The organism is Flavobacterium sp. LS1R10 (assembly GCF_003968825.1).
Classification (GTDB): Bacteria; Bacteroidota; Bacteroidia; order Flavobacteriales; family Flavobacteriaceae; genus Flavobacterium.
Map to the genome: position 1 here is coordinate 68,520 of NZ_RYDH01000006.1, position 13,448 is coordinate 81,967.

The window sequence follows — 13,448 nt, forward strand, 5'->3', positions numbered from 1 at the left end:
AATGGAAAAAAAAGAGAAAATAAAAATCTTGATCATTGATGATGAGAAGCAATTCACAGAAGAATTGATTGGTTTTTTTCTGGATTCAGACTTTGAATTTTATGAGGCCAACACAGCCGCAGAAGGGAAAAAAGTATTAAAAAATAATAAAATTGATCTTTTAATCCTTGACGTGCGGTTGCCTGGTGTGAATGGGCTTGATATTCTGAAAGAGGTAAAAATCCAATACGCTGAGATGGAAGTCATCGTCATTTCGGCTCATGGCGATATGGATACGGTGATCAAAGCCATGCGATTTGGGGCATTCGATTATTTGCGCAAACCTTTCCGGTTTATTGACATTCAGATTGCGATTGAGCGTACCCGAAAATATCTTCAGATGCAACGAAGGCTGAAGCAGATGGAAGAAAAGAACTCATTAATATCCAAAACCCTCGAAGATAAAATCAACCGACAGTTTATCGGAGTCAGCCCACAGATTTTGAATGTATTTGAACAAGCCATCATCGCCGCAAATTATCCCGATGCTAATGTGCTGATAACCGGCGAAAGTGGAACCGGAAAAGAAAATATTGCCAGAATCATACATTATTCGAGCGAAAAGAAGGATCCTGTTTTTTGTGCCGTTAATAGTAGTGCCATTACAGAATCACTTTTGGAAAGCGAATTTTTTGGCCATAAAAAGGGATCGTTTACCGGTGCCATCTCCGATAAAATGGGTTACTTTGAAGTGTGTAACGGCGGTACCCTATTTCTTGACGAAATCGCAGATATGCCATTAAATCTACAGGCGAAAATTCTGCGTGCCACGGAAGAAAAGGTAATCACCCGGGTGGGGGATACAAACCCGATACATACTGACTTCCGGATTATTTCTGCCACCAATCATGATATTTATAAAAAAGTGGAGCAAAAAAAATTCAGGCTCGATCTGCTTCACCGGCTCAATACACTGCATATACATATTCCGCCCCTTAGGGAAAGGCCAGAAGATATCAAACCTCTGTTGATCCATTATGTTGATGACTATGCAACGAAATTTAAAAAACCAAACATTCATATCTCCAAAGAGGTTTTTGATGCGCTCCTAAAATATGATTTTCCTGGAAATGTCAGAGAATTGAGAAATATGACCGAAAGGGCCCTCATTCTTTGCAAAGGCAACCTGCTCGGGATAAATGACTTCCCTGTAAAATCGCAAAAAATATCCTCATCGGAAGCTCATTCTGATTCAGTCAATCTGAGAACCCACGAAATTAAAATGGTACGTAAAGCTCTACAAAATTGTAAATGCAATCAGACGGCTGCAGCTGATATGCTGGGAATTACCCGCGATGCTCTCTTGCGAAAAATGAAAAAGTACAATATATCTGTTAATAAAAACGAAGAGTAAAAAACGATAACCAACAATACTTCTGATATAAAAAGTATCGTTCTATTCAGGAGATCTCAGATCAGGTCCGGGAAGGCTCAATGTCATTATCAGATTCGGGAAGGACGGTCGGGTTAGGAATGCTCCTTGACTCAGGAAGTCTCGGACTTACAAATTTACCTATCCGTTTTGTAAGTTGAATTCGTTAACCTTTTTGTGGATAATGTAACTGACGAAGTTAATTGCACTTAACCATTTGTTGAGAGCCTGCCTACCAGATGAAGTTCTCCCATTTCCGCACATGTGTGCGATAATTTCAATTATTATCCATTTTTACTAATCTTTTCGTAAAAAATATATTAATATAATTTATTTTTTTTATAAAAAATCACAATTAATTAATGATATTGAAATAATGTCTTGTTTGTTTTTAACTCAACCCCAGTCTTTACTGAAGGTTTGACATTATAATATGCAACAATATATCGTTCCTATTACTTATATAAACACCTATATACCTCAATTACAGCATACTGTACTGTATAATACAATGCAATATTCCTGTTTACTTACTTTTCGGCACACTACTTGTAATACGCTCAGGACAAGAGGTAAGCCGTCCCTCTAATTTGTAAAGCACGGTTTTATTAATAACTTAATTTAATAAAAAATGGCAGTAGAAAAAACAATTGGATCATCTAGCCTCGTAGAGGTTATTGATCGTATCTTGGACAAGGGTGTTGTAGTTGATGCCTGGGTAAGAGTTTCGTTGGTAGGTATTGAGTTACTTGCTATTGAAGCAAGAATCGTTGTTGCCTCAGTTGAAACATACTTAAAGTATGCAGAAGCAATTGGATTAACTGCTAAAGCCGCTTAGGCATTTGTAGTTAAAAAATAGGTGTTCTTGCTAAATCATCCTTACGGATTAATGCTCGGAAGCATGATTTACCAAGAATTTCTATTTCAAACTCATCAATCCCTATTTTTCATCAACCTATTCAACCACAATGAATACTCAACCTGAATTAAATATAGATGGTTTTTTCGACAATATTATAACATCTTATGAAAGCCGGATTCAAAAAATTCAAACTGTCTTTCAATCATCCGAAAATATTACAGAATCATCTTATTCCTTGTTCGGGAATGTCAATAATTCTCTAAACGAACTTACAAAGGAAATAGAGATATTAAATTCCAGACTTAGCGAAACTCTGGCAAAAAATGGCTCCCTGCGAAAAAAAGATTACAATACAATAATGTCGTGTATTTTTGATATAATCGATGAAAAGAGAAGCGAAGCCGAAAGCCAGTTTTTGAATTTTGTTGAAACCCAGAAAGAAACTGCCCAATCGCTTAAGAATGGTCTGTTAGGTCTTAAAGACATTACCTCACCAGATGCGCTGGAAAGAATAAGCATCATCAAAGAGCAGCTTTCTCAAATCCCCAAACTACAGGAAATGAGAAAGGAAAAGGTAATGAAAACATTCTTGAATTTTCAGAAAATACATAACAGTATGATAGAATGCCTTGAAAACTTACTTAAAAAAGGCGATAATATTCTGGTAAAGGATATAAAAAAAGTTAAAGATCAAATAATTAAAGAGAATCAAGGCCTTATGTCAAGTATCCAATAGGGTAAATAACCATAGGGAATTAAATATTCATTAATAATTAAAAAATAAAAAATGAGACTATCATCAGAAATGAAAAATTTAAGCGAAGACATACTTGCTTCATTCAAAAAAAGAAACAAGGAAAATGAAGAGCTTGTAATTGAAGTACAAAAAACCCTTGATGGATTTCAAAAGGATCATCAAGAGATGTCAGTGGCTTTAAATGCCAATGCTGTAGCTTTAAGAGTAAAACTTGAAAAGGACGAACAAAAACGGTTAAAAGATTCAGATATTTCCTTGAAAAAAATTAGTAAAGAAAATAAGAATATGGCAACAGCTCTAAGAGCAGGGTTAAATGAGGGTGAAAAAAATAGAATGAAAGAATTTGTTGCTCTTATGAAAAGTATCAACAATAAGATTTCAGAGATTTTTACTTACACGGATAATTTGCTTGAAACTAACGAAACAGAAAGGCTCAAGGAATTTGCTAGTCTTATGAAAAACATAAATACAGAAGTTTCAGATATTTTTACATATACCCATAGTTTGCTTGAGAAAAGCGAAACGGACAGGCTTGAAGAATTTTCCATCCTTATGAAAGGTATAAATGGAGAGATTTTAAGGATTTTCACATATACTCATAATTTGCTTTCTAACGGCGAAATAGCAAGGCTTAAGGAATTTGATGTAGTAATGAAAGGGATCCAAAATGATGTAAAAAACCTTAAAAAAGCAATTAAAGCGCTACTTGGTGATTATGCGAAAGACAGAGGTGATGCATCAGCATCATGGAAAAAAATGTCGGAAATTCTTACTCAATTACGAAATAAAGTTGTTGCTCAGCCTAAGGAAGTAGCTAAAAAAATTGAAAAAAAAGAAGTTAAAATAGAAACTCCAGTTAAAGAAGTAAAGGTAATTCAGGTTGAAGTACAGCAAAAAGTGGAAACCAAAGCAGTAATCCCAATAACTTTGGAAGAGAAAGTAACGGATTATATCAACAACCATCCACAAGGTGTAAGAATTTCAGAAATGGAAGAGCCACTGGGAGAAACACGCATGAAGCTTGGGTTTGTAGCTAAAAATTTATTAGATGAGGGGAAAGTTCAAAAAGTTGAAAATATTTACTTCCCGATAAAATAATATCCTGTACTGAGCAAGAGTTGTGGGGCATTTTCTTCAACTCAGCATTTTTAATTTATAATTGATATAAAAACCATGTCAAAAACAATCAGTTGCACATTTTGTAATGGTCTTGGAAAGGATCCTTATGATTTACTCTCACCAATGTCGGGTTGTCAGGTTTGTAAAGGAACTGGACAGGTTGAAGTGGAGAATCCTGCAATAGCCTGTGTTTTTTGTTCGGGTACAGGTAAAAATCCGCTGGGAGCCAGAGTCCCTTGTATTGTATGTGGTGGAAAGGGAAGTAATTATTGCCAAAGCAATACAAAATGTTCGCAATGTAAGGGTACAGGAAAATCAAATGACGGCTTGCCTTGTACACGTTGTAAAGGCAAAGGATATGAAGGTAATTAATAATGAACAATACCAGCAACACAATAAGGAAAGGTCTTACGAAAAGATTAGAGGCCATGGCTAAGCATTATGCCCGCAAGGAAGAATTTGTAAAAACAAGGGCAAGAATGATACAAGACATTGAAGAGGCGAGGAACATTTGGAAATTGACTCTGGAACAATTACCTAAACAGGAGTTTTAATCAAATAATAAAGGTGAAAATTATGGAGAATAAAATAATGAACAATGAAACTAACACGGTCCTTGAACCTAAGCCCATGTCGGATTTTGTTGAGACAGCGTACATTAAAGATATTACAGAGCGTAGTCTTACCTACATAAAAGCAGGATTTCCAGTACATTTCAGAGGCCCATCTGGAACTGGAAAAACAACTGTGGCTATGCATTTAGCAAGTAAAATTGGAAGACCAGTAGTCATTATTCATGGCGATGCGGAGTATAAAACATCCGATCTGGTTGGTAGCGAGTCTGGATATAGATTTAAAAAATTAGACGATAGATTTATACATAGTGTTCACAAAGTTGAGGAAGACATGGAAAAAAAATGGGTGAATAATCGTTTAACAATAGCAGTTAAAAATGGTTTCACACTTATTTATGATGAATTTACCCGCTCACGTGCCGAAGCAAATAATATATTACTGCCCATCCTTCAGGAAAAAATGATGAGCACCTCGGCAGGAAAAGAAGAGGATTATTATATGAAAGTACATCCAGAATTTCGTGCCATCTTTACTTCAAATCCTGAAGAATATGCGGGTGTTAACCGGACTCAGGACGCATTGCGCGACAGGATGGTAACCATGGATCTCGATCATTTTGATTACGAAACTGAGTTACAGATTACCAGGGCTAAATCAAACCTTACATTGGACGATGCTGAAAAAATCATAAAGATTGTGAGAGGCTTACGCGAATCTGGGAAAACAGAATTTGACCCAACCGTTCGTGGCTCTATTATGATTGCAAAAACTTTGGCAACCATAAATGCAACTCCTTCTAAAAACAACGAAATGTTTAGATTAATATGTCAGGATATACTTACTTCTGAAACCAGCAGGGTTGGCTCAAAAACCAATCAGGAAAAGGTTAGATTAATTGTTAATGAACTGATCGAAAAAAATTGCTAATTACCCATCAACTAATATAATATATTATGCCAACTTCAAATGCAGTAAAAGGGATTGGAAGTATCAAAACAATGTACAATACAAAAAAATCAGCCATTTCAAATAATGAAGGTTCTGATTTTTTAAAAATGTATATGCTTGAAAAGGAAAGAACTCGTTTGCGAAGCGAAGAAATATTGATTTCGCGAAGACTTAATATCATTCAAATTAGGCTAAACGAAATTCAAGAGTTTTATAATGGACAATCTATACTGCTCCAAAATCCAGATAGGACAGAAAGCTATCAAACAAACAAAGATGAGGAGAAACCGAATTTTAAAACCATGTCGATAGACTATTAAAAACAATACGCTTATTATGTCACAAACACAACCCACCCATTCAATTAATGCGACTGGCCTTGCTGATATTCTTGAAAGAGTACTCGATAAAGGGATTGTAATAGCAGGTGATATTAAGATACAAATAGCTGATATTGATTTACTTACTATAAAAATCAGACTACTGGTTTGTTCAGTTGACAAGGCCATGGAGATGGGTATCAACTGGTGGCAGGAAGATACTTACCTGTCCACTAAAGCTAGAGAAAAAGAGCTGATGCAACAACATGAAACTTTAGAGGCTCGTCTGGAAAAGCTTGAAGCTATTAGTAAACCATTATAATTTACAGAACCTAATAAATTATCAATAAAATGGAAAACGATAAAAATAAAGGAAAAAGAGACGAAGCTGATTTTGAAATTTTCGGGCTTGGCGGTTTGTTCAAAGGCATCGAAAAATTGGTTGACCTTGCGGGAAAGCTCGAAGAAAAGGCCGGAATAAGTAAGGAAGGGGAGATCAATTTTGATCATATCAAAAAAGGCATGAAAGGCGTTTATGGCTTTACCATCAACACGGCAGGTGGTGGTACCCCAAAAGTGGAAACTTTCGGGAACATAAAAAAAACACCCGAAGGGCCTAAAGTAGATGAAGAGCGGGAACCGATAACAGACATCTTTGATGAAGAGAATGAAATTGTTGTCATTGCCGAAATGCCTGGAATAGAGGAAAATGACCTTATAATCGACTTGAAGGAAGACATTCTTGAAATTTCTGCGATCAGCAAAAGCCGAACATACCGAAAAGAATTACTGCTTCCGGTAAAAGTCATTAAAGAAAATTTAAGTCACAAATTCATCAACGGTATCCTTGAAATCAATATTAAAAAATAAAATCATGGCACTTGAGTGCTTAGAAAACAAGGACTTAAAACTCATTATTTTCGGAGGAAAAGGTGGTGTTGGAAAAAGTGTTTGTGCCATAGCTACTGCCCTGGCATTATCTAAAAATTTTAAAACGCTACTTATATCTACCGATCCGGCTCATTCCGTATCGGATTGTCTCGAACAAGAAATTGGTTTTAAAGTAGTAAATGTTGACGGTACAGCTAACATGTCGGCCCTTGAAGTAGATGCCGACAAAGCACTTTCCAATTTTAAAACAGAACACCGGAATGAGCTGAAAAAACTTTTTGATACCTCTACAAATCTTGACAGCGAGGACATCGATGAAATGCTGGACTTATCAATACCCGGCATTGATGAGATGATGAGTTTTAAAACCATCATTGATTTTATTGAAGAAGGTGGATACGATAAATATGTGGTGGATACAGCACCCACCGGGCATGCATTGCGATTGATTTCATCTCCAAAGTTATTGGATGATTGGATAAAAGTTGCAGCCAGAATGAGATGGAAATACCGCTATATGGTTACCAGTTTTTCGGGGTCCTATCAACAGGATGAGGTGGACGCATTGTTATTCAGCCTGAAAAAAATAGTAAAAAGAATCCAAAACCTGTTGCGGGATAAAACCAAATGTGAATTTATTCCTGTATGTATCCCCGAAGCGATGGCTACCATGGAAACAGACAGACTGCTTGCTGATCTTAGCGCATCCGGAATAATTGCGAGGCAGATTATCGTGAACAATGTAATGGTTTCGGATGATGGTGATTTTTGCAAAAGAGTAAAGGCTAATCAATTACCTTATTTACAAGAGATTAAAAAAACGTTTAGCAATTTAAATATAGTTCAAGTGCCAAAATTTGCTGAAGAAATTAAAGGACTGGAAGCGTTGGATAAATTGAGACAAGTATTGACAAGTTAATAAAGCGGTTGAAGAGTTTATGAAATGTCCCTTTGAAAATTTTGAAGTTTGGAAAACGCCAATGAAACTGGTAAATATCGAGCAAATAAACTTATAAATCAATAAACCTATCAACAAATAAATAACCCAACATATTAACTTTTTCACCAACCTTTTATCAACGAAAATGAAAGACGAAATAATATTACGTGTAAAAGAAGCCCCGGTAAAGGATGTTGGAAGGGCAATTGCTAGGATTGACCCAAAAGACATGAAGTTGATGGGTTTGGAAAGTGGCGATGTGATTGTTATAGAAGGCAAACGTGCCACGCCTGTTAAGATTATGCCTTGTTTTCCAGAAGACAGGGACAAACGTATTATTCAGATTGATGGCATTACCAGAGAAAATGCTCAGGCTGGGATTGATGAAAAAGTGAAGATCATTAAAACTACCTGCCGCCAGGCTTCAAAGATAAAACTCAAACCTGATACAAACTCTGGTTCTTTATTTAAGGCCGATGACGCAAAATATATTGGTTCGCTCATCAATGGTCTTTCGGTAACAAAAGGAGATAAAGTGAGAGCCACCCTTTTTGGTTCCCGTGCGGTTAATTATACCGTAACCGGCACCAACCCTGATGGGGTGGTACTGATACACCCAAATACCACGTTTCAGCTTGAATTGACCAAGCAAGAAGGGGAAAATAAAAGTAAGGTTTCGTACGAAGACATCGGCGGACTTGGAAATCAGGTACAGCGCATTCGGGAGATGATAGAACTGCCCTTGAAGTATCCTGAAATTTTTGAACGTCTTGGTGTTCAGGCTCCCAAAGGTGTATTTCTGTATGGCCCTCCTGGAACAGGGAAAACGCTCATCGTTAGAGCGGTGGCTCATGAAACAGATGCTTATTTTATCAACATCTCCGGTCCGGAGATCATGGGGAAATTTTATGGGGAAAGCGAAGGCCGGATAAGGAAAATTTTTGAAGAGGCTCAGGCACATGCACCATCCATCATTTTTATTGATGAAATTGATGCTATTGCGCCCAAGCGGGAAGATATGGGTGGCGAAAAACAGGTTGAAAAGCGTGTTGTAGCCCAACTATTATCACTTATGGACGGATTGGAATCAAGGGGGAAGGTCATTGTAATTGGCGCAACCAACATTCCTAATTCCATTGATCCGGCATTGAGAAGGCCGGGACGTTTTGATCGCGAAATTTCTATCTCTATTCCCGATAAAATAGGCAGGCTGGAAATTCTTCACATCCATACTAGGGGAATTCCTTTGTCGCTGGATGTAGATATGGAAAAACTAGCAGAAATTACCCATGGTTTTGTGGGTGCTGATTTGGAAGCTTTAGCCAGGGAAGCCGCCATGACTGCTTTGCGGAAAATACTCCCACAAATCGATTTCGAGATGGCCGAAATCCCTTACGAACTTTTGATGTCGCTCGAAGTAACCATGGATAACTTTTTTGACGCGATGAAAGAAGTAGAGCCTTCGGCCATAAGGGAGGTTTTTGTGGAGGTACCCAATGTGAAATGGGATGATGTTGGCGGCCTCGATGAAATAAAAGAGGCTTTAAAGGAAACCGTAGAGTGGCCACTGATATATGACGACCTGTTTAAAAAAGCCGATACCAAACCTCCCAAGGGAATTATCCTTCACGGGAAACCTGGCACAGGTAAAACCTACCTGGCAAAAGCGCTGGCAAGCGAGAGCGGAGTTAATTTTATCTCTGTAAAAGGGCCACAAATTTTAAGCCGCTACATCGGTGAATCGGAAAAAGGGGTAAGAGAATTATTCAGGATGGCAAAACAGGCATCGCCTTGTATCTTGTTTCTGGATGAAATAGATAGCCTAACCCCCAGACGCAGTAGTGACGGTTCAGGTTCCGGGGTAATCGAAAGAGTGATTGGCCAGTTCCTTACCGAAATGGATGGTATTGAAGACCTGAAAGGAGTGATTGTGCTGGCCGCTACCAACAGAATCGATTTAATTGATCCAGCTTTGCTAAGAAGTGGCCGGTTCGATCTGATATTTGAATTGCCGTTCCCAGATGTAAAAACAAGGGAAAAAATATTCGGTATTCATACCCGGAATAAACCACTTGGAAAAAAAGTAAGCCTAAATAAACTGGCCCTGAAAACAGAAAGCCTCACCGGATCAGATATCGAATTTATTTGTCGTAAAGCGGCCATGCTTGCTATTCGCGAATTGATTGATAAAAGCAAAGGAAAATCGAAGGAAGTTACCGGAGAAATCATCATCATGGAGAATCATTTCGAAGAAGCGATCGGGCTGGTATTACAACAAAATTCAACAAAATTCAACGAAAAAAGGTTGATAGAAAAGTTGATAAGTTAAGTCGTTTATGAAATATTCATTTGAAAATATGGAAGTTTGGCAAACGTCAAGGAAACTAGTTAATATCAACAAATAAACCAATCAACCAATAAACTAATAAAATGACAACAAAAGGAATATACATCTATGGAATAGTGCCGAATTTTTACAGTACGGATATATTTAAATCATTTGAAAATTCAGGGATTTATGCCATCCCCTTGCAAAATATATCTGCCATTGTTTCCGACAGGGAGAGTGCACACATTGATTATTTAGATAGGGAAAGCTTGGGATACTTGCTGGTTCATCATCAAAAAACCATAGAAGAACTCATGGAGAAAGGATTCAACATGCTTATCCCTATGCGGCTCGGTACGATTGTAAACTCAAAGGAAGAGGTTATTAAAATACTTGCAAATGGCCATGATTTAGTTATTGATACCCTAAATAAAATTGAAACCCTGACAGAAATTGACTTAGTGGTTACTTGGGCTGATTTTTCTAATACCCTCATAGAGATTGGAAACCACCCCGAGATCATCGCAATAAGAGATGATATTCTAAAAAAGACAGATACGCTTTCACAAATCGACCAGATAAAAATAGGGATGCTAGTTCAGGAAAAAGTAAAAGCTAAAAACACAAAGGTTGAAACGAATATTTTGGATTCGCTGTCATCAATCAGTCTCGATATAAAATCACATGAGGTGATGAATGACGAAATGGTGACCAACTCTGCTTTTCTCATTAACAGGAATAAAAAAGAAAAATTTGAACAGATAATTGACCAACTTGATGAAGAATACAAAGGCTTGTTGAACTTCAAATTGGTTGGACCCTTGCCCTGCTATAGTTTTTATACTATTGAAGTTAAAGAATTAAATCAGGAGAATGTGGCACAGGCAAAAATAGAACTTGGCTTAACAATAGAAACTTCTGACTCTGAAATAAAAAGGGCATATCAAGAAAAAGCAAAAAAATTTCATCCCGATGCAAATCAGAATAATCATAATAAGGAAAATTTCAATAGGATTAATAAAGCCTATCATACATTGCTCGAATATTCAGAAGCGGAAAGGCAATCTTCAAAAGAGAGTTTAACCTTTAAGGGAAAACAAAAAGTGAATGAAAATTTGATTTTGATAAAAATAAAGGAATAATATGCAACGTGACGGGAAATATATTTATTGCATCATTGCAACGGATTACGACATCAATCTGGGTCCGATAGGAATAGGCGGACGCGGCGACCTAGTCTCCACTATCAGTTTCGATGGCTTGTGTATGGTGGTGAGTGATCATCCCCTTAACACGGTAGTGGCTAATCCAGAAAACATGCTTGCACACCAAAAGGTTATAGAAGTGGTGATGCAGGAATTTAAGAGCATACTTCCCATTAGGTTTGGCACCATTGCGGCAACTCCTAACGAAATACGAAATCTACTTAACCGGCGATACAACGAATTTATGGAATTGCTCAAACAGTTTGAAAATAAAGTGGAGCTTAATGTGAGAGGAACATGGAAAAACATGCGAATGATATACAAAGAGATCGACAAGGAACACGTTGAGCTACAAAAAATAATGACCGAAATTGAAAAACTACATGATCAGGAAAGGAAGAACATGGAAATTGCAGATGCCGGAAATCTAGTAGCAGATGCACTGATTGAAAAGAAAGTAGAGGAAACTGAAACGATTATCGATGCTTTGCGCAGATCAGCATTCGAGTATAAACATAACAAAACAAATGGTGATGCCATGTTTATGAATACTGCATTCTTGGTGAATAGTGGCAGGGAGATCGAATTTGACCACATAATGGCCGACCTTGGTGCCAGATACGAGGACCGAAGTGATTTTGTATATACAGCTGCCTTACCTATTTATAATTTTATTGACCTGAAAATATTTCCAGAGAAATGGGAATTGTAATAGAAAAACAAAACGCTGATGACGCAGATTAATTAATAAAATAGTAACAACATATCTGAAGGATTTTATGGAAAAAGAAGTTGATATACCGAAAGAAGGAAAATATATTTATGGGATTATCAGGCATTCAGATCCATTAGACTATGGTCCGATTGGTATGGGTAAACGGGCGGACCTGGTTTATGGGATAAATTTTAAAGATATTAGTGCTATCGTCAGTAATTCGCCGATCATCGAATACGAAGTCCGTAGAATAAACATGATCACTCACGAAAGAGTACTTGAAGAGGTTATGAAACAATTTACGGTTCTTCCTGTTCGGTTTTCAACTATTTCCGAACATAACGATGACTCTGGTATCCTGAGAATTCTTGAGAAAGATTACAAAAAATTTGATGACTTACTTACTAAAATGGAAGGCAAGAAAGAACTGGGTCTCAAAGTACTGACAAAGGAAGCTGTGATATATGAAAGTATCATTGAAAAATATGACGAAATTAGGTTACTCAGGGGAAAATTGATGAGTCTTCCGGCCGATAAAAGCCATTACCAGCGCATGAAAATAGGCGAAATGGTAGCAGAAGCACTCAAAAAGGAGACGGAAAATTACAAAAATAGCATTCTCGATATTTTAAATCCACTTTCTGTTGATGTAAAAATAAACAATAGCTACGGAGAAATGATGATTATCAATGTTGCCTTTCTTGTTAAAAACTTAGCTGAATCTGCATTTGATAAAGCTGTGAATGATTTAGAGGAGAAATTTGGCCGCTTTATGACCTTCAAATATGTAGGAACATTACCACTCTATAATTTTGTCACCCTTGTAATAAACACTAAAGGAATATAATATGTTTTTAATCGATAGCATACTGTTAGCACCCCTAAAAGGAGTAGTTTTTATCGCTAATAAAATCAATGAGATTGTTGAGAAAGAAACGTCGGATGAAGGCTCCGTCAAAGAAAAACTGATGCGACTACAGTTGAAATTTGAATTGGATGAAATTGATGAAGAAGAATATGACAGAAGAGAAGATGAATTGTTGAAATTACTGGAAAATATAAGGAAAGATAAATAAGGAGTGAAAAATATGAGCAACATTATTGAAGTTAAAAAAGTAGTGATTAAGTTCCTGAGAGAGAACATCAAAAGTTATGATGTAACGGTCATAAAAATTGAAAAAGTGAAAGAAATCTGGAATGCTGTGGCAGAGGTATATGAAGACGATTCATTTCTAAAATCAATGGATCTTCCGTCAAAAAAAGTGCGGCTTTTCTATGCGGTCAAACTGGATGAAAATCTTGAAATTACATCCTTCGAACGGCATGGTTCCTTGGAAGGAATAGATAGCACTGACGAATATATTAATTAACAAAT

General features: G+C 36.9%; 17 protein-coding genes. All 17 read left to right on the forward strand.

What is annotated here, in order from left to right:
• Position 1: 1 nt before the first annotated feature.
• The 17 genes from EKL96_RS11290 to EKL96_RS11365 all read left to right on the forward strand — a co-directional run bounded on the left by EKL96_RS11290 (position 2) and on the right by EKL96_RS11365 (position 13,443).
• The gene (locus EKL96_RS11290; protein WP_126462309.1) at positions 2-1,393 is read left to right on the forward strand and encodes a sigma-54-dependent transcriptional regulator; all 1,392 of its coding nucleotides are present in this window, start codon (positions 2-4) and stop codon (positions 1,391-1,393) included.
• Positions 1,394-2,042: 649 nt separating this feature from the next.
• Positions 2,043-2,249, forward strand: coding sequence for a gas vesicle structural protein GvpA (gene gvpA / locus EKL96_RS11295; protein ID WP_126462316.1), 207 nt, complete (start codon positions 2,043-2,045; stop codon positions 2,247-2,249).
• A gap of 130 nt (positions 2,250-2,379) precedes the next feature.
• Complete coding sequence (locus tag EKL96_RS11300; RefSeq protein ID WP_126462319.1) at positions 2,380-3,009, forward strand: hypothetical protein; 630 nt, start codon at positions 2,380-2,382, stop codon at positions 3,007-3,009.
• Positions 3,010-3,060: 51 nt separating this feature from the next.
• Positions 3,061-4,128 (forward strand): hypothetical protein, encoded by a 1,068-nt coding sequence (locus EKL96_RS11305; protein WP_126462322.1) that lies wholly within the window; start codon positions 3,061-3,063, stop codon positions 4,126-4,128.
• A 75-nt stretch (positions 4,129-4,203) separates the two neighbouring features.
• Complete coding sequence (locus EKL96_RS14225; RefSeq protein WP_158614853.1) at positions 4,204-4,521, forward strand: hypothetical protein; 318 nt, start codon at positions 4,204-4,206, stop codon at positions 4,519-4,521.
• 56 nt (positions 4,522-4,577) lie between these two features.
• Positions 4,578-4,703, forward strand: a complete 126-nt coding sequence (locus EKL96_RS14590; protein ID WP_255416378.1) for a hypothetical protein — start codon at positions 4,578-4,580, stop codon at positions 4,701-4,703.
• A 22-nt stretch (positions 4,704-4,725) separates the two neighbouring features.
• Positions 4,726-5,652 carry a gas vesicle protein GvpN gene (gene gvpN / locus EKL96_RS11315; RefSeq protein WP_233579299.1) on the forward strand — a complete coding sequence of 309 codons (927 nt, stop codon included), beginning with the start codon at positions 4,726-4,728 and terminating at the stop codon, positions 5,650-5,652.
• 26 nt (positions 5,653-5,678) lie between these two features.
• Positions 5,679-5,993: a hypothetical protein gene (locus EKL96_RS11320; protein ID WP_126462325.1), complete on the forward strand. Its 315-nt coding sequence runs from the start codon at positions 5,679-5,681 to the stop codon at positions 5,991-5,993.
• A gap of 16 nt (positions 5,994-6,009) precedes the next feature.
• Entirely contained in the window at positions 6,010-6,315 is a 306-nt protein-coding gene (locus EKL96_RS11325) for a gas vesicle protein (protein WP_126462327.1), read from the forward strand.
• Positions 6,316-6,344: 29 nt separating this feature from the next.
• Positions 6,345-6,863: an Hsp20/alpha crystallin family protein gene (locus tag EKL96_RS11330; protein ID WP_126462330.1), complete on the forward strand. Its 519-nt coding sequence runs from the start codon at positions 6,345-6,347 to the stop codon at positions 6,861-6,863.
• A 4-nt stretch (positions 6,864-6,867) separates the two neighbouring features.
• On the forward strand, positions 6,868-7,803 hold the full coding sequence (locus EKL96_RS11335) for an ArsA family ATPase (RefSeq protein ID WP_126462333.1): 936 nt from the start codon (positions 6,868-6,870) through the stop codon (positions 7,801-7,803).
• Positions 7,804-7,969: 166 nt separating this feature from the next.
• Positions 7,970-10,153 (forward strand): CDC48 family AAA ATPase, encoded by a 2,184-nt coding sequence (locus tag EKL96_RS11340; protein WP_126462337.1) that lies wholly within the window; start codon positions 7,970-7,972, stop codon positions 10,151-10,153.
• 101 nt (positions 10,154-10,254) lie between these two features.
• Positions 10,255-11,295: a GvpL/GvpF family gas vesicle protein gene (locus EKL96_RS11345; protein WP_126462340.1), complete on the forward strand. Its 1,041-nt coding sequence runs from the start codon at positions 10,255-10,257 to the stop codon at positions 11,293-11,295.
• Between the two features lies 1 nt (position 11,296).
• On the forward strand, positions 11,297-12,070 hold the full coding sequence (locus EKL96_RS11350; protein ID WP_126462343.1) for a GvpL/GvpF family gas vesicle protein: 774 nt from the start codon (positions 11,297-11,299) through the stop codon (positions 12,068-12,070).
• 67 nt (positions 12,071-12,137) lie between these two features.
• Positions 12,138-12,920, forward strand: coding sequence for a GvpL/GvpF family gas vesicle protein (locus EKL96_RS11355; protein ID WP_126462346.1), 783 nt, complete (start codon positions 12,138-12,140; stop codon positions 12,918-12,920).
• A gap of 1 nt (position 12,921) precedes the next feature.
• On the forward strand, positions 12,922-13,149 hold the full coding sequence (locus EKL96_RS11360) for a gas vesicle protein GvpG (RefSeq protein WP_126462349.1): 228 nt from the start codon (positions 12,922-12,924) through the stop codon (positions 13,147-13,149).
• Positions 13,150-13,161: 12 nt separating this feature from the next.
• Positions 13,162-13,443, forward strand: a complete 282-nt coding sequence (locus tag EKL96_RS11365; protein ID WP_126462352.1) for a gas vesicle protein GvpO — start codon at positions 13,162-13,164, stop codon at positions 13,441-13,443.
• The last annotated feature ends 5 nt before the right edge of the window (positions 13,444-13,448 follow it).

What these genes read in the sequence shown, in the direction of transcription:
- gvpA (WP_126462316.1), top strand. Translation starts at nt 2,043, where the DNA reads ATGGCAGTAGAAAAAACAATTGGATCATCTAGCCTCGTAGAGGTTATT.
- EKL96_RS11350 (WP_126462343.1), top strand. Translation starts at nt 11,297, where the DNA reads ATGCAACGTGACGGGAAATATATTTATTGCATCATTGCAACGGATTAC.
- EKL96_RS11320 (WP_126462325.1), top strand. Translation starts at nt 5,679, where the DNA reads ATGCCAACTTCAAATGCAGTAAAAGGGATTGGAAGTATCAAAACAATG.
- EKL96_RS11365 (WP_126462352.1), top strand. Translation starts at nt 13,162, where the DNA reads ATGAGCAACATTATTGAAGTTAAAAAAGTAGTGATTAAGTTCCTGAGA.
- EKL96_RS11325 (WP_126462327.1), top strand. Translation starts at nt 6,010, where the DNA reads ATGTCACAAACACAACCCACCCATTCAATTAATGCGACTGGCCTTGCT.
- EKL96_RS14225 (WP_158614853.1), top strand. Translation starts at nt 4,204, where the DNA reads ATGTCAAAAACAATCAGTTGCACATTTTGTAATGGTCTTGGAAAGGAT.
- EKL96_RS11355 (WP_126462346.1), top strand. Translation starts at nt 12,138, where the DNA reads ATGGAAAAAGAAGTTGATATACCGAAAGAAGGAAAATATATTTATGGG.
- EKL96_RS14590 (WP_255416378.1), top strand. Translation starts at nt 4,578, where the DNA reads ATGGCTAAGCATTATGCCCGCAAGGAAGAATTTGTAAAAACAAGGGCA.
- gvpN (WP_233579299.1), top strand. Translation starts at nt 4,726, where the DNA reads ATGGAGAATAAAATAATGAACAATGAAACTAACACGGTCCTTGAACCT.
- EKL96_RS11340 (WP_126462337.1), top strand. Translation starts at nt 7,970, where the DNA reads ATGAAAGACGAAATAATATTACGTGTAAAAGAAGCCCCGGTAAAGGAT.
- EKL96_RS11330 (WP_126462330.1), top strand. Translation starts at nt 6,345, where the DNA reads ATGGAAAACGATAAAAATAAAGGAAAAAGAGACGAAGCTGATTTTGAA.
- EKL96_RS11335 (WP_126462333.1), top strand. Translation starts at nt 6,868, where the DNA reads ATGGCACTTGAGTGCTTAGAAAACAAGGACTTAAAACTCATTATTTTC.
- EKL96_RS11360 (WP_126462349.1), top strand. Translation starts at nt 12,922, where the DNA reads ATGTTTTTAATCGATAGCATACTGTTAGCACCCCTAAAAGGAGTAGTT.
- EKL96_RS11305 (WP_126462322.1), top strand. Translation starts at nt 3,061, where the DNA reads ATGAGACTATCATCAGAAATGAAAAATTTAAGCGAAGACATACTTGCT.
- EKL96_RS11300 (WP_126462319.1), top strand. Translation starts at nt 2,380, where the DNA reads ATGAATACTCAACCTGAATTAAATATAGATGGTTTTTTCGACAATATT.
- EKL96_RS11290 (WP_126462309.1), top strand. Translation starts at nt 2, where the DNA reads ATGGAAAAAAAAGAGAAAATAAAAATCTTGATCATTGATGATGAGAAG.
- EKL96_RS11345 (WP_126462340.1), top strand. Translation starts at nt 10,255, where the DNA reads ATGACAACAAAAGGAATATACATCTATGGAATAGTGCCGAATTTTTAC.